Raw genomic sequence first — 23,532 nt, 5'->3', positions numbered from 1 at the left:
ATTATATTGTTATGGAGGATAATTCCTATCTATTATCACAGAAGGGATCCTGGGGAGATCAGGGGGACGGTACCTATGTCAATCCTGTCTTGCCCGGCGATTACAGCGATCCGGATGTCATTCGAGTCGGGGATGATTATTACGGTATCTCCTCTACTTTGCATTGCTCTCCGGGGATGGCGGTGCTGCATTCCAAGGATCTTGTGAATTGGAGCATGATCGGGCATGTCGTGCAAGATTTGACAAGCATCGGCCCGGAATACAATTACGATCGCATGAATCGTTACGGCAGAGGAGTCTGGGCCGGCGCCATCCGATTCCATAAGGATAAATATTGGGTGTATTTTTTCACGCCCGATGAAGGATTGTTTATGAGCACGGCTTCCGATCCGGCTGGACTTTGGGAGCCGCTTCATCGGGTTTGGGAGGTCACCGGCTGGGACGATTGCTGTCCATTCTGGGACGATGACGGACAAGGCTACCTGGTTGCCACTCATTTTGCCGATAACTATCATATCCATTTAATTAAGCTTAGTGAAGACGGCAAAGAGCTGTTGCATGACAGCGATACGATTATCCATCAATACAAAGGGAGCGAAGCCAATAAGCTCTACAAAATAAATGGAACCTACTATTTTTTCCACAGCGAGGTTCGCTGTAAGGAAGGCGTTGAAGTCAGAGTCGTTATGATGTTAAGGTCGGAACATATTTATGGGCCCTATGAGGAAAAGGAAATTATCCATACGCACGGCATGGATGTAGACCGGGAGCCGAACCAAGGCGGACTTATCCAGACGGTTTCCGGGGAGTGGTATTTCATTAGTCATCAAGGAACGGGCGGGTATTACGAAGGGAGAACGCTTCACTTGCTGCCCGTAACATGGGTTGACGGATGGCCGATCATCGGAATCGATACGGACGGCGACGGAATCGGGGAGATGGTATGGGGAGGCAGGAAGCCCATCAACGGACACCCCGCGACGGTTCTTGCCGCGAATGACGATTTTGACCGGGCGGTGCTTGAGCCGAATTGGGAATGGAACCATCAGCCAAGAGCCGACAAATGGTCGTTAACGGAACGGCCCGGCTATTTGCGTCTTTACGCAAGCCAACCCATCGATAAGGATAATTTTTTTAGCGTCTGCAACGTCATTTCACAACGAGCGTTTAGAACCGTTCACAATGCGGCAACCGTAACAATAGAAATCAACGGCATGGCGGACGGGCAAGAAGCGGGGCTTTGCCATTTTGCGCAAACCTATTGCACGATTGGCGTTCAACAGCAGAATGGGACAAGGGTTCTGAAGTTTAACCATTCGGGTACCGTAGAATGGGGTCCGGAATTAACGGGTTCCACCCTTTGGTTAAGGTCTGTGTGGAACATAGACGGAATCAACCGGTTCGAATATAGCGTTGATGGGTTGAATTTCACAAGCTTTGGAGACGCATATCAGCTGGGGTGGGGGAATTACAGGGGAGATCGGATCGGGTTATACAGCTATAACTGCGAGAGTGAACAGGGTTATATTGATGTAGACCAATTTTGTTATGAGGTTGCGAGGAGTGGAGAATGAATGAAATCAATGAAATCGCCTTTGTTTAGGGACCCCATCTATGACGGAGCGGCAGATCCTGTCGTTATTTGGAATCGGCAGGCCAAGGAATGGTGGATGATCTATACGAACCGCCGTGCAACGCAGGAGGGTCCGAAATTCGGATGGGTGCATGGTACCGATCTCGGTGTTGCTTCTTCATCGGATGGCGGATCAACCTGGTTATACCGGGGAACCCTGGAAGGTCTCGAAACAGAATGGGGCAGAAATACGTTCTGGGCGCCAGAAATCATTTGGCATGATGGGCTGTACCATATGTATGTCACTTACGTCCACGGCGTACCGGAAGATTGGACGGGCAAGGCTCGTATCAGGCATTATACAAGCCCCGACCTTATTCGTTGGGAGTTCCGGTCCACGCTTGGAATTAGTGAGGAGAACGTGATCGATGCCTGTGTTTACCAACTGCCGAACGGCATGTTTCGAATGTGGTTTAAGCAGCGGAATCATACCTACGCTGCCGAGAGCAAGGATCTGTATGATTGGCAGCCGATTGGTCCGGTGATAACCGAAAGAAACCACGAAGGACCGAATGTGTTTCACTTACAAGGATATTATTGGCTTATTATAGACGAATGGAGAGGACAAGGCGTGTACCGCTCCGATGATCTTCAGACGTGGGAACGAAACGGCCTCATTCTCGACCAACCTGGCAAACGTGAGGATGACGGGACGATCGGCCTTCACGCAGATGTGGTCGTACAAGGAGATGAGGGGTATATCTTCTATTTCACTCATCCTGGCCGTGTTAATAGGCATCATGAAGATTCGAGCTATGGAACGCGTCGTTCGTCGATTCAGGTGGCCAAGCTGGAAGTTGTGGACGGTGTGCTGATCTGTGACCGCGACAAGGAGTTTGAGTTAAATCTTGGAGCGGAAGATTGATAGGACTGGGGAAGGGGATAAGCATGAATTTTTTTACTGCCGAAAATGGGAAGCTGATTTTTGAGTATAACGGGGAGACCTTGCAAATGGAAGCTTGGGGCGAAAACAGTTTACGTATCCGCTCCCGAATGATGGGTGAAATACGGGATACGGACTTTGCCTTGCTGCCTGTTAATGGCGATGCGGAAGCTGCGATAGAGATCGATCATGATGCTCAAACCGCTACCATTCAAAACGGTAAGATAAAGGCGGAGGTCAGACATTCGTGGTGGGATACTCCGGGACGAATTTCCTTTTACAATGATAAAGGAGAATTATTGCTTCAAGAAATAGGCGGCGGAGGAGCTTTGAAGCTTCGGTCAAGAGCATTCAAGCCAATTATCGGCGGGGATCATCAATTAACGGTTTCCTTTGTCGGAAATGAGGGTGAACGTATCTACGGAATGGGTCAATACCAGCAAGAAACCTTTGATTTGAAAGGCTCCACGCTAGAATTGGCCCACCGTAATTCCCAAGCCAGTGTTCCGTTCTATTATTCCAGCAAAGGGTATGGCTTCTTATGGCATAATCCGGCGATCGGAAAAGTGAACTTCGCGAATAATCGAACCGAATGGGTTGCAGAAAGCACCAAACAGATGGATTATTGGATAACGGCAGGCGATTCGCCGGCAGAAATCGAAGCCGCGTACGGAAAAGCGGTTGGTACCGTTCCCATGATGCCGGAATATGGACTTGGCTTCTGGCAGTGCAAATTAAGATATTATAATCAGGAACAGCTGCTCAAGGTTGCAAGGGAATATAAGAGAAGAAAGCTGCCGATCGATGTAATCGTAGTCGATTTTTTCCACTGGCCCAAACAGGGGGACTTCAGATTTGAGGAAGAATTTTTCCCCGATCCGAAGGCAATGGTGGATGAGCTGAAATCCATGGGAATCGAATTGATGGTTTCGGTTTGGCCTCAGGTTGACCGCTATAGCGAAAATTTTGAAGAAATGCGCCAAAAGGGTTATTTGATTAAAGCGGAAAGGGGAGTCCAGGTTGCCATGATGGATTGGTTCCCTTCCAGTATTTATTTTGATGCTACAAACCCTAAAGCCAGGGAGTATGTATGGTCAAAAATCAAGAAGAATTATTACGATTATGGAATCAATATCTTCTGGCTGGATGAAGCAGAACCTGAATACGATGTATATGATTTCGATAATTACCGCTACGCTATGGGACCTAATGTTCAAATCGGAAATATATATCCGCAGCGCTATTCCAAAACCTTTTATGACGGCATGCAGGCGGAAGGGCAGGACAATATCGTAAACACGGTTCGGTGCGCTTGGGCAGGCAGCCAGCGATACGGCGCATTAGTGTGGTCGGGAGATATTCATTCTTCATTTGAAGATTTCAGAAAACAAATCGTTGCAGGCCTTCATATGGGAATGGCGGGGATTCCTTGGTGGACGACGGATATCGGAGGCTTTGCAGGAGGTCACCCAGACGATCCCAAATTCCGCGAGCTGCTAATCAGATGGTTCCAATGGGGGGCTTTCTGTCCTGTTATGAGATTGCATGGCGATCGCAGGGGCGGCAAGGAAGTATTCAGAAAAGACGGCAGCAAAGCATTAAATACCGGCGGAAACAACGAGGTATGGAGCTTTGGGGACGAGGCTTACGATATATTGGTTAGATATATGGAATTGCGAGAAGCCTTAAGGGATTATACCCGTGAGCTGATGAAAGAAGCCCATGAGAAAGGCGCGCCGGTGATGAGGCCGCTCTTCTATGAATTCCAGAATGACGATAAGGTTTGGGATATGAAGGACGAATATATGTATGGTCCGGATCTGTTGGTTGCCCCCATCCTTTATGAAGGCGCTGTATCAAGAGAGGTTTATCTGCCTGAAGGTTCAAGTTGGACGGATGCGCGTACAGGAAGGATCTTCGAAGGCGGACAAACCATTCATGCGGAAGCTCCTCTAAGCACGATTCCGGTATTTTTACGGGACGGAAAACAAGCGTATCTCATCGGAAAAATATAATAAAGTTGAAGAGAGGACAGGAAATCCCTTATGAATATTCAATTTCAATCTCCCGCCGTTTATTGGACGGAAGCCCTTCCCGTCGGGAACGGCAAACTTGGCGCGATGGTGTTTGGCGGTGTGGAGAAAGAACGCATCGCTTTGAATGAAGATACGCTTTGGTCAGGGTATCCCAAGGATTGGAATAATCCTGCAGCGAAAGAAGTCTTGCCGAAGGTGAGGGAACTTATCGCACAAGAAAAGTACGAGGAAGCGGATCGGCTCTGTAAGGAAATGATGGGTCCTTATACCCAATCCTATTTGCCTTTCGGCGATTTACATATCGTGATGGATCACGGTCAGGTAAGCCGCCGCGATTATAGCCGGAAGCTCGATCTCTCGATCGGCGTCGCGACTGTTGCCTATAGCATCGGCGGCGTTCAATACACACGCGAAATATTCGCAACGCATCCTGATCAGGCGATTGTTGTACGGTTAACGGCAAGCAAGGAGGGCTTCCTCAGCTTCCGGGCCAGGCTGGACAGCCCGCTCCGCTATGTGTCGAAAGTGGACGGCGGCCACTTTACGATTTCCGGCGTTGCGCCGGAGCACGTCGAGCCCAGTTACCGTGATGCTGAGTATCCTGTGCGATACGGCGATCCGGAAACGTCCAGAGGCTTGAAATTCCAAGGACGCCTGGCTGTCGCCCTTGAAGGCGGAACGGTGAAGGCCGATGCGGACGGTTTGCATGTTATGGGAGCGACTGCCGCAACCTTGTACTTCAGCGCGGCGACCAGCTTTGACTCAGGACTTGGCGCGAGCGGTCCTGATCGCGATCCGGGACAATGGACCGACACGGTGATTCGTTCCATATGCGGGAAGGAATACAAGGATATTCTGAATCGTCATCTGGATGATCATTGCAAGCTGTTCGGCAGGGTTGCCCTGCATCTGGGACAAAGCAAGGCTCCCGAAGATATGCCTACGGATCGCCGAATTTCCGATTACGGGAGCGGCGATCCGGGCCTGGTTGAGCTCTTGTTTCATTATGGTCGGTATTTGATGATCGCCAGCTCGCGTCCGGGAACTCAGCCGGCCAATCTTCAAGGCATATGGAATGAGGAGACGAGGGCGCCGTGGAGCAGCAATTATACGCTAAATATTAATGCGGAGATGAACTACTGGCCTGCAGAAACTTGCAATATGGCGGAGCTGCACGGGCCGTTGATCGATTTCATCGGCAGGCTGGCGGAAAACGGCAAGAAGACGGCGGAAACGAACTATGGCGCAAGAGGATGGGTAGCGCACCATAATGCCGATATGTGGGGGCAAACGGCGCCGGTGGGCGATTATGGAGACGGAGACCCGGTGTGGGCGTATTGGCCGATGGGCGGCGTATGGCTGACTCAACATCTGTGGGAGCATTACGCATTTAGCGGGGACGAAGCCTACTTGCGGAATACGGCATACCCGATCATGAAGGAAGCGGCGTTGTTCTGTCTGGACTGGCTGATCGAAAATAAGGACGGTCATTTCATCACTTCGCCATCGACTTCTCCCGAGCTGAAAATCATGACGGGGGACAAGCGCTTCGCTGTAAGTGAAGCGACGACGATGGATTTATCCTTGATCGCGGAACTGTTCGACAACTGCATCCTGTCGGCGCAGCGACTGGAGATCGATGAAGATTTTGTCCTGACCCTTCAGGAAACGAAGCAACGGCTGCTGCCCCTGCAAATCGGCAAGCACGGCCAATTGCAAGAATGGTCCAAAGATTTCGAAGGCGAGGATGTCCATCATCGCCACGTCTCCCACCTTGTTGGGGTGTACCCTGGGCGGCTTATTACGGAGCAGTCCGCCCCCGACCTCTTCCAAGCAGCGAAGACTTCGCTCGAAATCAGAGGAGACGGGGGAACGGGATGGAGTCTCGGCTGGAAAGTCGGTTTATGGGCAAGATTCAAAGACGGCAACCGCGCAGAGCGATTAGTCTCGAATATGTTGACGCTCGTTAAGGGCGACGAACCGATGAATGCTCACAGAGGCGGCGTATATGCCAATCTGTTCGGTGCGCATCCTCCATTCCAGATCGACGGCAACTTTGCGGCTACAGCGGGAATTGCGGAGATGCTGCTGCAATCGCATCAAGGATATTTGGAACTGTTGCCGGCGTTACCCGATGCCTGGAAAGACGGATATGTCAAAGGACTGTGCGGCAGAGGCGGATATGAAGTCGATTTGGAGTGGATGAACGGAGCATTGTCAAAAGCGGAAATCGCAGTTTCAATAACGCAGACTTGCATAGTGCTTGTTAATCGGAAGGTCAGGATTACGCAAGATGGCGAAGAAGTAACTTATTCTCAAATGGGGAGCGGCTGCATCGGGTTCCATGCTGAAAGCGGAAAACGTTACGTCTTATCGGCCGATTAAGTAATGGCGCACGAGGATAGAAATTGGCAGCGAGCGGCATCCGAAGGGAGCCGCTCTATTCTTATATGGGAATCGAACGTTTTGATTCATAGGTCAGAGCAAAGGATGGTTCAGGCTGCGCCTACGGAGGCGTTCTATGCGATTTATCATAAAAATCAAAGCGAAGAGGACTTGTTAATCATGATGAGACACTTTCGTACACTTAGCCTTACGAGGCAAATCCTTTATTTGATATTGTTGATGCTCATCATCCTGCTGATCTCATTCGTTATCTCGAACACGATTGCTAAGCGCATCGTCGAGAGCAAGGTAACGGACTCCGCCGCCAAATTATTGAATCAGGTTGAAGATAATATGGGAAGCTTTTATACGGATATGGAGAGAATCTCGGATTCGATGCTGTATAGTCCGACGGTGCAAAACTACTTGGGCTTGGAGGATTTTTTGTCCAGGATTCTCATGTACGACGCGATCGAATCGGTTTTCTCCAATACTACAGCATTGAAAGCGAATATCCGGGGCATCCAGCTTTACAACCCGGAAGGAAAGATGATCGCCGATTCGGGTATGGGAATCGGCGAAACCGTCCGACTGCCGCCTCCAAGGATCGAATATTCCGGTTTATTGTCTAACCCGAATACGGGCAAAATAATGCCAAACTATTCCATCTCCGTTCCGGTTTATAATTTGGAAATCACACCGGCTAAAGTATACATGGGGACAAGCGTTTTTCTCATGGATGTCGGCAATTTCCGCAATATATTGAACAATGCAAAAATGACAGCCAATTCCCGGCTGCTTCTTCTGGACCAGAATAAAAATATGATGGCAAGCGATGGGAACCCCTCCAGCCTCCATATATCCCAGTTGGAGAAATGGAAAAACGACAGTCGATATATCATGCAGACGAGAACGCTGTCCCGGACCGGGTGGGAGCTGATCAGCGTCATACCGAAGAACGAGCTGCTGCAGGAATTGAATATCGTTCAACGGCTGAACATCACGACATATGCGGTCATGTTTTGTTTGCTCGGCCTCTTCCTGATCATTTTTTTCACCCGTATCTTACGACCGGTAAAAGCGCTCATGGATTTTATGAAGTCCTACCCGAAGACGGGGGGAGAAAGCCGCTTTTCTGTGATCTACCGTAACGAAATCGGCGTACTCGCCGCCAACCTGAATAAAATGCTGGACGAAATCGACAGCTTAAGCAAAGAAATTCAGTTGACGCAAAAGCAAAAGTACGAAATCGAAATTACAAAAAATCAGATGGAAATTTCGGCCTTTCGCAATCAGATTAACCCCCATTTTTTGTACAATACGCTGGAATGTATAAGCGCTATGGCCATCTTTTACAAGGCTCAGGATATAGGCGAAATCTCCGCCTCCTTATCCAATATGTTCAGGTATTCGGTCAAAGGAGGCGATTTCAGCACCATTCAGGATGAAATATCGCACATTAAGGAATACGCGAAAATCATCGAATACCGCTTCATGGGGAAAATCCGGGTCGTCGTCGATGCGGATGAACGTTTGTTGAAGCAGAAAACAATTAAAATGCTTCTTCAGCCGATGGTGGAAAATGCCGTGTTTCACGGATTGGAGATGAAGATCGACAGCGGCGTCGTTCGAGTGGAAGTGAAGATGACGGAGCAGAACCAGGTTCAATACATCGTACAGGATAACGGATACGGGATGGATGAAATCCAATTGAAAGAGTTGGTCGCCCGGCTTAGGCAGTTTGAAAGCCAAGGCTGGATGGCGAGGGAAGCAACGAAAGGAATCGGTTTACCCAATATTAACCGGAGAATCAAGCTTTTATACGGAGACAAGGCCGACATGTCCATCTATAGCAAACGCGGTACCGGAACTACCGTTATAATCACTTTCCCCTTACAAGACCATGCGGAACCATTGGAGGTTGAATAACATGTTTACGGTATTGATCGCAGACGATGAACCATGGGTTGTGTACAGGATTAGAGAAATGATCGAATGGGAAAGGCTCGGCTTTACCGTTATCGGAGAGGCGCACAACGGACTGTCGGCTCTGGAGATCATTCTGGAGAAGAAGCCGGATGTCGTGATTTCGGATATCCGCATGCCCGGTTTGAACGGGATTGAGCTTCTGGAGCAAATCCGTTTCCACGATTTGAGGAGCAACGTGATTATGATCAGCGGATATTCGGAGTTTGAATATGCCCAGAAAGCGCTGCGGTTCGGAGCCTTCGATTACCTGCTTAAGCAGATCGATAAGGACAAGCTGACCGATGCGTTGGAACGGTTGAAAGCGACGCTCGAGGAGAAGCAGAAAGTGCAAAAAGGACTGGAACTGCTGCTGGACGATCTCTTCGAAATATTCGAGTCCGATGAGAATATGAAGCTGCGGAACTTCTTGTCCAGCCGGGGAATTGATTGCGATTATCCCCACTTCCGGTTCATAAGCTGTCTGTACCAGGATTCATCGTTTCCCGATGCGGGCGAGACGCAGCCGGCGTTCTCCGGGATCCGTTATTTGCGGTTTCGTACGGGACAGAATAAAGTCTCCTTCCTGATCAATTATGACGAATTGAAGTATCCGACCGGTTTACTTGATTTTATTTCAAATCATTTATCCGACGCCCGGTGTATCGGGATCAGCGGAATCGGTGTCTATTCTACGCCTGTCGCCAAGCTCTATCAGGAATCGGATATTGCCCTTTGCAGCTTCTTCACCCGGCTCGAAAGCCGGATCATCGAATATAAACAGGCAGCCGATCATGCGTCGGCATGGATGGGAACGATCCTGCAAATCGAAGTGGCCGTAAAGGAGCAAAAGCCGGAGCAAGTGAACAGATTGCTGGATGAGCTATGCGCCGAATGCAAAGAGCGGTCCATGCAGATCGACCAATTATGCGCGCTGTACAATCAAATCGTTTTGCTCTCTTACAAATATTACAGCAGTACCGACGCAGATTATGAAATCGAATACATGAACTACGATCAATTGTTTCGCCAGTACCGCTCGGTCGAGGAGTTGTTCGGAAAGCTGAAGGCCATTTTCCGGCAGCAAACCGGCGAAGAGCTGCACATTTCCAATGAGATGGTAAAGAAAATCATCGAATATATCGATGCCAACTTTACGGAGGATATTATGCTCGTTGATTTGTCAAAGAAGTTCCATATCACTGTCGGATATGTGAGCGCACTTATGAAGAAGGAAACGGGAAAAACGTATATGGAGTATGTGATGAACAAAAGGTTGAATCTGGCTAAAGAATTGCTGCAGGATACTTCGTTATCCATACAAGAGATCGTGGAGCGGGCAGGGTACCGGGATTATTTTCATTTCAACAAAATTTTCAAAAAGTATTTCGGAATAACACCGGGTAAGTTTCGTAAATTGTAGCCTTGTCCAAAATTATCGAAAAGCACAAAAAGATTAAAATGGAAACATAGGCTGTCTGTACGTATGCCGTTATGCTAAAGAAGCAGTAAACAATATATGCAGGGGGATGATTAATATGAAAATGAAAGGGTTTACAATTCTGGCGTTGGCCGCAACGATTGCGTTGTCAGGCTGCAGCGCCAATAAATCGGGAAGCGGCACCGAGCCGACGAATTCGGCGGATACCGGAGCGACTGCTTCGCCGGGCGCGTCTGCGGCACCGGTTAATTTGAACTGGTTCGCTACAGTAGGAGGTTGGAACCCGCCTCAATGGAACACGGACGAAGGTACCGTTATGGGCGAATTGACGAAAAAGACAGGGCTTACCTTCAGCTACAACATTCCGGCGCAAGACGGCGATACGAAATTGAATCTGATGATGGTTTCAACGTCGGACGGTTTCCCGGATGTCATCACGACCATAGGCCCGGATATGGGCAAGAAGCTGGTTGATGCCGGCAAAGTTTGGGAGCTGGAAGAATTTCTCGAGAAATACGATCCGGAATCCCATTTGCTCAAAGATTTTCCAGCAGATGTGAAGGAGCAAATGGTCAAGCATTATGGCGGCTGGTTCGCGATTGGAAGTCACATGGTCAGCGATGACGCGAGAGAGGTATATCCTCCGTCAAGCGACTACTTTGCGGATGTAGCGAAGTATGCTGAAAACAAAGGCGTATTAGTCAACGCGAATATTTTGAAAGAGGCCGGCATTGCCCTTACCGATCTGAAAACCGAAGATGGCGTGCTCGCGGCTCTTAAGAAGGTAAAGGACATGAAACTGACGGTTGACGGACAGCCTGTCATGCCGCTTCAGATTCACGGCAAAAACTACCATGGCGAAACGCTCCAATACCTTCAAAAATCTTTTGGCGCGATGCCAATTGACAAAGACGGGAAATTTAGAAATATTTACATGTCTCCTGAAAACAAGCATGCCATTCAATTCCTGTTTAAGGCGGCCCAAGGCGGGTACTTCGACCCCGGCCAGATGACGACGGATGAAGCGTCGATCGAAGCGAACCTCTTGTCCAAACGTGTGTTCATGTTCATCGGAGGGACGCCCAAAGGCAAATTTGAACAGCTTGATTTCTGGGTTTCGCCCGGTGCGATCTTGTCGAGTGAAGGCACAAAGCCGGTGTTCCCGTTCTGGTCCGAACCGGGACGCGGCTGGATGCAAACGATGATTTCCAAATCGACAAAGGAACCGGAAAAGTTGGCGAAATGGCTTAGTTATGTGACCAGTGCCGAGGGGATGACGCTCAGTAACTTTGGTATCGAAGGCGTCCATTACACGAAAGACGACAAAGGTCTCATTACAAGAACGGATGAAGGAATTCAAGCTCAGAAGGACAGCAGCAAAACGGCAGTGGATATCTTCTGGCAATTCGTCAATATGGCATTTCTTGAAAACGTGCAGCCTGCTCCGACAAAGAGGGAAGGCGCCGGAGGATTGATTGAGATGGAAGCGAAGACCGCTTACGGCAGATCACCGGAAGTCGTTAGATATGATGCTTCCGTACTGACATTGCCTGGCGATTTCTATGCACCGGGAAGCAAAAATGCAATCACAAGAGATCAAATCCAGCTATATTATGAAGCTCAGGTTGCCAAGATGGTACTCGCGAAGGATGAGGCAGCGTTCAACAAACTCTATGACGAGTTTGTCACTAAGATGAAACAATTGAAGGTCGACGAGCTTGATGCGGCGCTGGACGCGGAACTTCAGAAGAAGTCTCAGGAAATGGGCGTAACGGTTAAAGGCGTTAATTCATAATTGTAAGATTCGAGTGATGAATAGTGCCAAAGTGCATGTGCATTCCATGCTGCACTTTGGCATTATCATTGTTTTTCAAGGGAGGGACGAATGATGGCAAAAGGCGCCACCCAGGGAGGCATCCCGACAGCAAATATCAAAAGAAAAAAAACGTTCAGGCTCGGGCACGATCTTCGAACCCAGTTGGAGCTCATGACGATGCTTTGGCCAGCAATTATTATCATTGTCATATTCGATTTTATCCCGATGTCCGGGCTGTTGATGGCATTCAAGGCCTACGATCCCATCTCGGGTTTTAAAGGGATTTTCACGAGTCAATGGAACAATTTCGAGAACTTTATGACGATTTTCCGGAACTTTGAGTTTTGGCCCATGGTGAGAAATACGCTAGGCATCAATCTCTTGGGGTCGCTGATCGGGATCCCGGTAACCCTGATTTTCGCGCTGCTCTTAAACGAGATCCAGAATGCCAAGTTTAAATCGTTTGTACAAACCGTCACGTATCTGCCGCATTTTCTTTCCTGGGTTATCTTTGGCGGGTTGTTCATTACGCTGCTCAATCCGGATGGCGGCATCGTAAATTTTTTACTCCTGAAGCTGGGCCTGATCGATGAGGCTATTCTGTTTCTGGGCGAGCCAAAATATTTCTGGGGCATCGCCATCGGAACCAATTTATTGAAAGAAATAGGCTGGGGCGCCATCTTGTATTTGGCTGCCATGGCAGGCATCGACCAGTCTTTATATGAGGCTGCCGCTATCGACGGGGCGAGCCGTTTGAAACGAATGCTGCACATCACGCTGCCCGGCATTTTGCCTACGGTTATGATTCTGGTCATATTCGCAATAAGCGGCATGCTGAACAATAACTTTACGCAGATTTACGTCCTGCAAAACTCTTTGAACATGCCGACCAGTCAAGTTATTGACACTTACGTGTATCGAACGGGTCTTGGGCAGTTCCAGTTTGCTTCGGCTACGGCGATCGGGTTAATGAAATCGGTGTTTGCGCTTGCGCTGCTGCTTGGAGCCAACCATCTATCCAAGAAGCTTACAAAATCAGGTTTGTTTTAAACGTATGCTTCCGAAGCGAGTTTTTCGCTTGCAGAGAAGATGATTTAGGGAAGCAGCGAGAATAACTTTTAGGAGGCGTCCGGAATGGTCGGAGGCAGGAGCTGGAGAGAACGTACTTTTAATGTGACGAATGTCGTCATCATGATCGCTATAATGATCGTGACGATATATCCGTTTTGGTTTTCTGTCGTCAATTCTTTGAATACAGGCGACAATCTTGTGCGCGGACCTATATTTGCTTGGCCAAGAGAATTTACATGGGCGAGCTGGGCGACGGTTATGTCGGATCCGGGGATGCTCAAGGCTGCATGGATTAGCGGTTCGCGGACGGTGATTGTAACGGTTATCTCTATTCTGTATACGGCGATGTTTACTTACGCTTTTTCCCGTTCTTATTTAAAAGGGAAAAAATGGTATGTGGCAATTGGCTTTACGAGCATGTACTTTAGCGGCGGTCTGATTCCTTCGTTTATGCTGTTGAATTGGCTCGGTTTATATGATACTTACTGGGTTTACATCATCCCTGCCCTTTTTGGCGGATTTTGGAATGTCATTATTTTCAATGCGAATTTCAAGGCGATTCCCGAAGCTCTGTTCGAATCGGCCAAAATGGATGGAGCGAATGAGTATACGATGTTCTTCCGTATTGTTATCCCGTTATCGAAGCCGGTTTTGGCTGCTCTTTCGGTGTTTACGGCAGTCGGCGTATGGAACGATTACGGAGCGACGCTGTATTTCACCCAATCCGCTGATTTGCAGACGCTGCAGTACCTGATCTTAAAGCTGATACAGTCGAGTAATGCGGTTGAACAGATGGCTAATGTCGCGGGCGCCAACAATGCCGCAGTCGAAGCACTCTATTCAAAAGCTCAAGGTGCGGGAATTGTTACAGCCCGAACCCTTCAGCTGGCGGCGATGGTTATCTCGTCGATTCCGATGGTCATTATGTACCCTTTTGCGCAGAAGTTTTTTATAAAAGGCGTGCTGCTCGGTTCTATAAAAGAGTAGACTGTTCCGATGATGTGGAGAAGTGGGAGCGGCAAGACCGAATTCTTGACAAGCCAGGCATGCGGGAGGAAGACTCAAAAATCCGCGGCGTTTTCAAATCAGCTTCTGTAATATGACAAGAAAATGGTGATGACGGTGGAGATCAACTGGAAACAACGTGAAAATGACAACGGCTATAGGTTCCGCTTGGGCGGTAGGACCATCGGCGACGTCTTGCCGTTCGAAGACGAACGCTTCGCAGCAACCGATACATTCAAACTGCTAAGGGAAGGACTGGCGCAATGGACGCGGAAGTTCACTTATCAAGGCGAGTCGCCTGCTTCGTGCAAGCTATCGATGGATTTCGCCGCCGACTACGAGCCTGAGTATTATATGATTCCTTCCGTCACCTACAACGGGAACGGTTGGGGCAGCGGCCTGGAGCCGAAAGGGCTGGAGCGAGATGGACAGCCTTGGGTATTTGCGTGGCATCGGACGGCGGTGGCCGGCGCAACCTACTCCGAGGGAGGCGGTGTTGCCGTGGCCTTGTTCGGCGAGCCTCCCCGTGTTATGCAAGGCTTTTCCTGCTCGCTCGTGCCGGCTGGAGGACGAGTCATCCACCGGCTGATCTGGCCGGAGGTAGAGTCGCCCGCGACCTACGATGACCGAGACCGTTACGGCGAGGCATACGAAGCGGAGAGGAACTTTGTGCCGGGCGAGACGTTTACGGCCCGTGCATTTCTGACGCTACATGCTTACACAGAGCCGCGCACGTCGTGGAGAATGATGCTCGAAGAGGCCTGGCGGCTGCAACAACGTCCGGTTCGGGCAAGGTATGAACCAGAGCGCATCTGGGAACTGGGCATGGCGTATGCCAAGAATAGCCTATGGGCCGAAGACGGGGATTTTCGGGGATTCTCGCTCGGCAGAAAATGGGACGGAGAGAAGTGGCGACAAGCTCGCAATTACGCAATCGGCTGGTGCGGGCAGAACGCTTCCCTGGCCAATTCGATGCTTGCAGATTATTTGAATTCCGGCAATGAGGATTCGCTTCGTAGAGGCCTCGCCGTACTGGACGGCTGGACAGCCGGCGGAAGGCTGCCGAACGGGATGATTCATTGTGAGTACGACTACGTCTTGCAATTCAAGCCGGCAGAGCAGGAAGTGCAGGACGCCTGCAACCTCGGCACGGCTGCGTTAAACCTGTTCGAGGCGGAAGAATTGGCCCGGAGATGCGGAGTGGAGCGGCCGATCTACCGCGAAACCGCGCTCGGCATTTGTGATTTCGTCTTATCCGTGCAATCGCCGGAAGGCCGGATCGGGAAGTCGTGGAAGAACGACGGGACTCCGCATGATCCGGAGGGCACGGTCGGCTGCTTCCTAGTCCCGCCTCTGGTCAAGGCATACGAGCTTACAGGCAATGAAGCCTACCTTCATGGGGCGGAGCTTGGCTACCGCTATTATATGAGGGAGCTGCAGAGCAACGGCTACACGACGGCGGGGGCGCTGGATACCTATTGCGTAGACAAGGAGTCGGCAATTCCTTTGCTCAAAGCGGGTCTTGCGCTGTTCCGAGTTACCGGCAAGCTGACGTATCTCGAATTGGCGGAGCATGCCGCCTGGTATCTGGCAACATGGCAGTGGCATCATACTGTTGGGTATGACTCAAGGACCGGACTGGGAGACATCGGGTACGATACGTTCGGAGGGACGGCAGTATCCACTCAGCACCATCATATCGATCCATTCGCGCTAGCTTTTGTCGAGGACTGGCTTGAACTGGCTGCACTGACCGGAAACATGATGTGGCGCGAAAGAGCCATCGCCGCATGGGCGAATGCGACGATCGGCATTTCGGACGGCAGCCTGATGATCAATGGCAAGCTGCGTCCGGAGGGCAGCCAAAGCGAAGGCTTCTTTCACACCCGCTGGGCGGAGCCGTTCGGCGTTTCGGAATGGCTGGTTGCGTGGCCGACAGCCTTCCGGCTTGAAGTATTGCGCCGGGTGGGCATGGAGGCGGTAGGAGAATTCGAACTAAACCTAACATCTGGCGGAGACGAGAGTAGATGAACTTGCAAGGGACTTAACCACCATAATTTGAGAATCAATGGCCGGCACATTCTGAGCCCGGAGTCCGGTAATTTCGTTATTGGCGAGCATGCATATAACATTGAATTCTATTAAAAGGAGAATTTACTTCCGCGGAATATTGGCATGGCAGGTACTCCGAAAGGGGGGTGAGGCAAGACAAGAGTATACGAAGCAAGATTGGGAATAGAAGAATCACTCAAAAAAAGGAGAAATGTCTTATGAAAGGTTCCATAGGGGACGTATTCAAACGAGTAAAGAAAACGAAACGACAATCCGGAAGGGTCATGATTATTCTCTTGATCGCCGCGTTGATTTTCCCGGGGCTCGTACCCGTGCCAGGTAAGGTGGTGCATGCGGAAGAAGGGCCGACAACTAACGGTTATTTGGACAAGCTTGATTTCGGCAATATTGATTCTGAAAGCGCTCACAACTTCAAGGACGCCTTTACGAGCGTAATTACCGGTTTCATGGGCGAAACAGCCCGTGTGTCGAATATTCGCACAGCTGATGGGGGCGGGGGGGAGTTGACTTTTACAATGAAAGTCGATCCGTATCTCCGCAACTATTTCACCGTGAAATTTTCAGGGGAAGAATCGTCCACCTCCAACGAAATGATTCATATTAACGGGGAGCAGATTGGATATACCACAAATGGGGATTATGAACCTATAAACACGGGCTGGGTGCTTTCGAACCGCTTTTTTTACAAAACGATCATGCTTCCGCTGGAATCAACGGTTGGGAAGGATACGGTCGAGATCACGATTAAATCCCATCCCTGGAACAGTATGACGACTGTTTCAAGGGGCTATTATAGCGCCTATACCCATACACAAGCCTATATTCATGCGGATGGGGAAAAGCAGGGCTTTAAATTCAAGCCCGACCAGAATCCGGATAACATGCTGGCGCCGGATCTGACGGATGCGGAGAAACAGGCTCTGATCGATGGCTACGTGCAAGAACAGGTTAATCTGTTTAACAATTTATCGGCCAAAGTGGATGGAAGCGCTGGCGGCAAGTTGGCGATCCACAAATATATTGAAGAGCTAAAATTTTACGCCAACGTGTTGAAGTACGATTGGTCTCCGGCGCAGACGCCGGAGGAGAAAAGAGCGGCGCTTCAGCGCATATTCAAGACGATCGATAACCATGTGAAAGATTATTACGGCAATACGAGACTCGTGCTGCGCGGCGGACATCAGGGCGACTGGGGCGGTTACTATATGGCTCTTGGCGAAGCGCTGTACATCGTCGAAAATCTGATTAAGGACGATTCCGTTTATGGAGAAGCGGCGTTTAATGAGTTTCTGGATGAACCGTTCGCGACCGGAACAACAGAAGGGGAATTTTCTCTGGCGGGCGTAGACTGGGACGGCGGCGAATTGACTCGGCGCGCAGCCTGGGAACGGGTGATGAAAGCGAACTTCGACTTTGCCCGTGCGCGGCTTTCATATATATATAACCAGGTCGTTTATATGTACGAAGGTGCGTGGAAATCTCACGAGGGGCTGCGCATCATCGGCTCGCCATTCTTTGAAGGCAAAGAGCGCAGTCACCGAATCCTGCTTGAAACTTTGGGGATCGCGCCATTCCTGGGTGAAGAGGTGCTGGTCGGTCCCGGCGGCGAAGAATTGGATTTGTACCATTCCCTGTTTAAACATGATGGAAGCGCGGTCTTTACGGACGATTTCGTCCACATTGTCGGCAAAGGGCTGGCTAAGAGCAAGCTGGACGCGGAAGGCAACGTGGTTAGAAGATTGCCTTACGGCAAGCATTATACCGGCTTAACCGAGGCTGGACTTACAAGGGAAAACGGTTATGTAGCCAACTACGGCGAGGCCGCCAACTATCTTTTGGTTTATTTCTATAAAACGCTCGGCCACGCCGGCGACGAAGAGGTTAACGACGAAATCCTGAAAGCGGCGCTTACATCCATCCACGCCCGCGGATTTGTCCGTTATCCGTCATTGGATGGCGACGGTAAAAGAATCATGAGAGCGGAACAAGTGACCGATGAGCGAAATCAAAGCTTTTCCGGCTTCATGGCATACGGCGCGAGAACCGGCAGAGGAATGAGCTTGCAGTTCGCATCCCTGGAAATGGCGATGGCCGGGAACGAGCAAAGATACAGCGGTCCGGAGTGGGACAAGTACTGGCAATATGCGGGAGAAGCGGTCGGTTTCGTGCAGCAGCAGCTTGCGGATCGCCAGCTGTTGCATGTGAAAGACTTCGGATATAGAGGAAGCATGAGCGGAGTAAATTTTCTGCTTGAAGAAACCTACCATTACATCACGGAAGGCCGGGCCAATTACGGACGATTTGACGGTAATGCGATGGCTGGGGTTGTTCTTCCGCACACGGATTTCGACGTTTATAAGCCGGAAGAAATTGCCGCGCTCGGAGTCAATCCGGACGACTACGAGCAGTTGGCATGGGCGGATATCGACAATATGTACGTGTCGGTAAGAGACGGCGATTTCAGAATGTTCGGCGAGCTGAATTTCCGCAATCGCGGTATGGCAAGCAATGGACGCCTCCATGTGATCAAAGACAATTACGATCATGTCGTCCAGATCGCCGCGAATAACCGATTCCGGTATGAAGATTACTACTTGCGGGCACCCCAGATCGACTGGGATTATCATTCCGGATCGGCGCAAAATTTGAATTGGACCGGTGCGCCGCCGGTGCTGGCAGGCGAAGCTGTGCCAGCTTCTTATCAGCCGGGCGTAGGAACGATTAACCGCGACAACTTTGAAATAGACAATCCTTACAACAATTATCCGGAATTGTCTACGTCAAGGTACGGCAAGTATTTCATGATTTTCAACACGACCCGCGACGAGTACGGCAACAAGATGACATACGAGGTAGAACTGCCGGCCGACTTCGCGGGCAGCGAGGTGCTCGATCTTGTCACGGGGACGAATGTGCCGGTCGTGAACGGCAAAGTGACCGTCCAGCCCAAAACGGCAATGGTGCTGAAATTGACGTCGGATTTCGAACTCGCTTCGAAGCCGTTCCATGTTGACTTTGTCCATGCGCTTGCAGGCAACGGTTATGTCGGCATCACCTGGAAAACGACTTCAGGCGGGCAATCCTACACGATTAAACGTTCGGAAGCGGAAGACGGACCTTATGTGATTATCGCTGAAGGAGTAACCGGCAATTACTACAAAGACACAACGGTTCATAACGGCAACGTGTACTACTATAAAGTTTCGGCCGTCAACGGGAACGGAGCGGGCTGGGATTCGTGGCGCGCGAAAGCGGATTTGACGGCGCCGATATCCGGTAATACCGATGAGGCATGGCGCGACGACCGGATCGGGACCACGGGAGGCAACGCAGTAATCGACGGTTCTTCCGTATCGATCGATGCTGTCAACGGGACAGGTTTCGATCAAGGAGACGACTCCAATATTTACAAGCGGGATATTAACGATTCGCTGCATTTTGTAAGCCGGGTCGCTTCCGGCAACAGCTCCGTCAGTGCGAAGATCGGCAGCGCTTCGGGTGAAGCGGGCGGCATTATGATGCGCGACCGGCTCACAAAGGACAAAGCCCGCTACATCTATTTCGGTGCGAACGAGAACGGCGGCCTTGTGCTGCAAAACCGCACGAGGGTCTCGTTCGCTCAATTTTCGATTCCGGTCGCAAGCCCGCTGAATGCGAATATTCAAGGCTACACCGCGGCAGAGTATCCGTACGTCAAACTGATGCGGGATCATGATTCGCAGACCGTGTACGCCTTCGTATCCAAGGATGGGACGAATTGGACGTATGTGACGAAGATGTCTACCTTGCTGCCTTATGCGTACTATACCGGAGTAACCGCAAGCGATCAGGCGCAATTCAGCGAAGTCACGATAACGGAAACGCCGCAAGGCATCGTCACTCCTTTCGCCGCCAGAGTGAAGGATCAGATAACGCTGAACTGGAATAAACCGAAGCAAGCCTCCTGGTTCAACGTATATCGCACCTATGATGAAGAGGCGAGCTTGACCGATCCGGTATTGAAACCAGGCACAACAGAACTGGAAGACGGCTCTCCTTGGGAGGAGGTTCTCAAGGGTACAAGAGCGACTTCATTCCAGGACGGCCTGCGGTTCGGCAGCGTGCATTACAAGGTGATGGCCGTTCACGGCGACGGCTCCCCGCAACCGTTCTCGGCCGCCGCAAGCGCTTATGCGGATTCGATTTCGACGGTGCTGGAGGATGCGGAGAGCTTGCCGGCTACCGACTATACGAAGGCGAGCTTCTACCAGTTCCATAAGGTATTGGATCGAATCAAAGCGGAGATGGCAGGCCCGGAATTTGATGAGGCGAAGCTTATTAACGACATTTATGAGGCGAAAAAATTATTAGTTTCGTTCAGGGTGAATCTGGCGAAAGTTCAGGTACAGCCTTCTATGGTCAGAGCCTCCGAAAAAGGCTGGGGTAATGATAATATCTCTGAAGAACAAAACGGATGGTTCATATTCGATGGCATAGAGACTAACCTTACCCATACCAGGTCAGCTGTAAGCTGGGTTGATGTAGATTTTGGCGCAGGTAATGAAAAAGTGGTTGACACCTTCCGCTATCTTCCAAGGCAGAGCCATTTAAGCCGTGCCAACAATACGATATTCAAAGGCTCTAACGATGGAGTGAATTGGGTAGATCTGCATAAGATTACCGCCGTAACGGAATTCAAATGGTATTCCGCAATCAATCCGGATACGACGCCATACCGTTATATCCGAATCTATGATGATCATTCCGGTTTCGTGAACTTTCAGGAAGTAGAGTTCCTTGAGAGAGGCATTGACAAAACCTTGCTTGCGTACTTGCTGGATGAATCAGCTGCTGCAATTGCTGCTGAGGTTTATACGGCTGAAAGCTTGCAGTCTCTCGAGCAGGCTGTAACTGCAGCAACATCGTTAGAAGGCAACGCCAGTGCAACACAGGAAGAGATCGATGCGGCGGCAGAGAGCTTGGTGACGGCGCTGGAAGGACTGCAGTATATTCCGGGAATGCCGGTGATTGCTTCCATAGGAAATAAAACCGTCATTGCGGAAAGTAAACTTACATTCACCGTTCAAGCGGAGACTGAAACTGCCGGAATCGTTTACGGGATCAGCGGTCTGCCTGAGGGAGCAACCTTCAACGCGGATACTCAGGTCTTCGACTGGACGCCAAGTAAAGAACAAGGCGGCATATATTCTGTAATCTTTACCGCAACAGCCGGTGAATTGTCTTCTTCCAAAACGGTCAAGATCACGGTCAAAGGGCAGCCGGTTTTCGAATCCGTTGCGACCGTTGAACTGATGGCGGAGAAGTTATTTACCTATCAGGTGCCTGCAACCGATCCAACGAATGAGCCGCTTGTTTATAGTGCCGAGAATTTACCTGCAGGTGCGGTATTTGACGTACCGAAAGGCACTTTCACATGGACTCCGGATCAAGCGAATTATGGAAGTCATCCTGTAACTTTTACCGTCAGCAACGGAAGCTTTAGTGTTAGCCAAACCGTGGACTTCAAGGTAATGCTTCATATCCTTCCGGCAGCTGACTACACGAAGGGCAGCTACTACCTGTACTTCAAAGAGGCAGAGCGAATCGAAACGGAGATCATGAAGCCGGGAGCCGATAAGCTGAAGCTTATAGCTGAGCTTGACCAGGCTGAAGGGTTGCTTGTTCACATTCCTATCTCGCTTTATTCGTTCGAAGGCAACGCGGACAATGCCATCGGATCGACGGGCGGAACCGTTTATGGAACCCCTGAATATCCGGCCGGCAAGATCGGACAGGCTGTCGATCTGAACGGACAACACCATGTGATGCTGCCTGAGACGCATCCGGTTGCCAATTACGACGAGATGACATTTGCAACCTGGGTGTACTGGAAGGGCGGCAACCAGTGGCAGCGCATCTTTGACTTTGGCAACGACACCAATCAGTTTATGTTCCTCACGCCAAGGTCCGGCAACAATACGCTGCGTTTCGCGATCAAGAACGGCGGCGGCGAACAGATTATTCAAACCTCGCAGCTCGCTAGCAATAAGTGGGTGCATGTAGCGGTGACGCTCGGCGGCGGTACGGCGAAGCTGTATGTGAACGGCGAGGAGAAAGCAACAGCCGGCAATTTTACGATCAAGCCGAGCAATTTCAAACCGAAGAAAAACTACATCGGCAAGAGCCAGTTTAACGATCCGCTGCTGAGCGGCATGATCGACGAGTTCCGCATCTACAACTATGCCTTGAGCGCGGAAGAAATCCAGGCCGTTTACAACAATACGGCGAAATGGATCGACAACAGCTTGCTTACGGTTCTGCTGGAAGAAGCTGCTGCCATTAATGCCGAATATTATACCGAAGAAAGTGTAGCGGTCCTGCAGATGGCGGTCTCCGAAGCGGAGCTTGTGGGCGGGAATGCCGATGCAACCCAGGAGGAGATTGATGCGGCAGCTGCAAGTCTGCTGCAAGCACTGGAAGAACTGGAGATCAAGATCACGGCGTCGCTCGATCCTTCCGAACCGAACGGCCTGAACGGGTGGTACACGGCGCCGGTAACGGTGACGTTGTCGGCTCAAGGGAATGTGCAGTACAGTGTGGACGGCGGCAGCAACTGGTTCGCCTATGAAGCGCCCGTTACACTGAGCCAAGAAGGCGCGAACCAAATGCTGTATCGACCGGTTACGGTGACCGATTCGGTCTATCCGAAATCGGTGAATGTCAAGATCGATCTGACTGCACCGCAAGTCACGATTGCCGGCGAAGCTTCGTATACCATTGATCAGACGATCAATATCACATGCAATGCGGTTGACACCGTATCCGGCGTCACTTATTCGCCGTGCGATCAGCCGGTGCTTCAGGTCAAGGCGTATACGCTGGAATCCGGCGAGCATACGGCTACGGTCACAGTGGAGGATATGGCGGGCAATCAGACGACAGCCGACCATACGTTTACGGTGATGGTCACGTTTGACAGCTTGAAGACCGTGACGAACGTATTCCTGCAGGAGACGAATGCCAAAGCATCGGATCCCGTGGCGAAATCGCTGAATCAAAAGCTGGACCAGGCGAAAGCTGCGGCCGGCCAAGGAAAAATAGACGCTGCGAAGAGCATGATGGCCGACTATATCAAACAGGTAACGGATCAAACCGGGAAATATTTCACGCAAGAGCAAGCGAATAATCTGATCCGCTGGGCTCGGATCGTGATCTAGCTCAAACGGAATTTCGCGGGAGCATCTG

11 protein-coding genes are annotated in these 23,532 nt (G+C 50.4%); all 11 read left to right on the top strand.

Annotation, left to right across the window (positions count from 1 at the left end; translation table 11 throughout):
* The first annotated feature begins 11 nt into the window (after positions 1-11).
* Positions 12-1,574 carry a glycoside hydrolase family 43 protein gene (locus tag H581_RS0119790; RefSeq protein ID WP_084134666.1) on the top strand — a complete coding sequence of 521 codons (1,563 nt, stop codon included), beginning with the start codon at positions 12-14 and terminating at the stop codon, positions 1,572-1,574.
* Positions 1,575-2,498 carry a glycoside hydrolase family protein gene (locus tag H581_RS0119785; protein WP_028611540.1) on the top strand — a complete coding sequence of 308 codons (924 nt, stop codon included), beginning with the start codon at positions 1,575-1,577 and terminating at the stop codon, positions 2,496-2,498.
* Positions 2,499-2,521: 23 nt separating this feature from the next.
* Positions 2,522-4,531 (top strand): glycoside hydrolase family 31 protein, encoded by a 2,010-nt coding sequence (locus H581_RS0119780; RefSeq protein ID WP_028611539.1) that lies wholly within the window; start codon positions 2,522-2,524, stop codon positions 4,529-4,531.
* A 30-nt stretch (positions 4,532-4,561) separates the two neighbouring features.
* Positions 4,562-6,937 (top strand): glycoside hydrolase family 95 protein, encoded by a 2,376-nt coding sequence (locus H581_RS0119775; protein ID WP_028611538.1) that lies wholly within the window; start codon positions 4,562-4,564, stop codon positions 6,935-6,937.
* 180 nt (positions 6,938-7,117) lie between these two features.
* Entirely contained in the window at positions 7,118-8,866 is a 1,749-nt protein-coding gene (locus H581_RS0119770; RefSeq protein ID WP_169507522.1) for a cache domain-containing sensor histidine kinase, read from the top strand.
* Between the two features lies 1 nt (position 8,867).
* On the top strand, positions 8,868-10,325 hold the full coding sequence (locus H581_RS0119765; RefSeq protein ID WP_028611536.1) for a response regulator transcription factor: 1,458 nt from the start codon (positions 8,868-8,870) through the stop codon (positions 10,323-10,325).
* Positions 10,326-10,440: 115 nt separating this feature from the next.
* Positions 10,441-12,138, top strand: a complete 1,698-nt coding sequence (locus H581_RS0119760; RefSeq protein ID WP_028611535.1) for an extracellular solute-binding protein — start codon at positions 10,441-10,443, stop codon at positions 12,136-12,138.
* Positions 12,139-12,228: 90 nt separating this feature from the next.
* Positions 12,229-13,209 (top strand): ABC transporter permease, encoded by a 981-nt coding sequence (locus tag H581_RS0119755; RefSeq protein WP_245600092.1) that lies wholly within the window; start codon positions 12,229-12,231, stop codon positions 13,207-13,209.
* Positions 13,210-13,293: 84 nt separating this feature from the next.
* Positions 13,294-14,217 carry a carbohydrate ABC transporter permease gene (locus tag H581_RS0119750; RefSeq protein ID WP_028611533.1) on the top strand — a complete coding sequence of 308 codons (924 nt, stop codon included), beginning with the start codon at positions 13,294-13,296 and terminating at the stop codon, positions 14,215-14,217.
* A 129-nt stretch (positions 14,218-14,346) separates the two neighbouring features.
* A complete protein-coding gene (locus H581_RS0119745) occupies positions 14,347-16,266 on the top strand; it encodes a hypothetical protein (RefSeq protein WP_028611532.1) in 1,920 nt (639 codons plus the stop codon).
* Between the two features lie 239 nt (positions 16,267-16,505).
* Positions 16,506-23,504 carry a LamG-like jellyroll fold domain-containing protein gene (locus H581_RS36565; RefSeq protein ID WP_051251087.1) on the top strand — a complete coding sequence of 2,333 codons (6,999 nt, stop codon included), beginning with the start codon at positions 16,506-16,508 and terminating at the stop codon, positions 23,502-23,504.
* Positions 23,505-23,532: the final 28 nt, after the last annotated feature.

Source organism: Paenibacillus harenae DSM 16969, from assembly GCF_000422465.1.
Classification (GTDB): Bacteria; Bacillota; Bacilli; order Paenibacillales; family Paenibacillaceae; genus Pristimantibacillus; species Pristimantibacillus harenae.
This window is presented reverse-complemented; position numbering and strand designations above follow the sequence as displayed.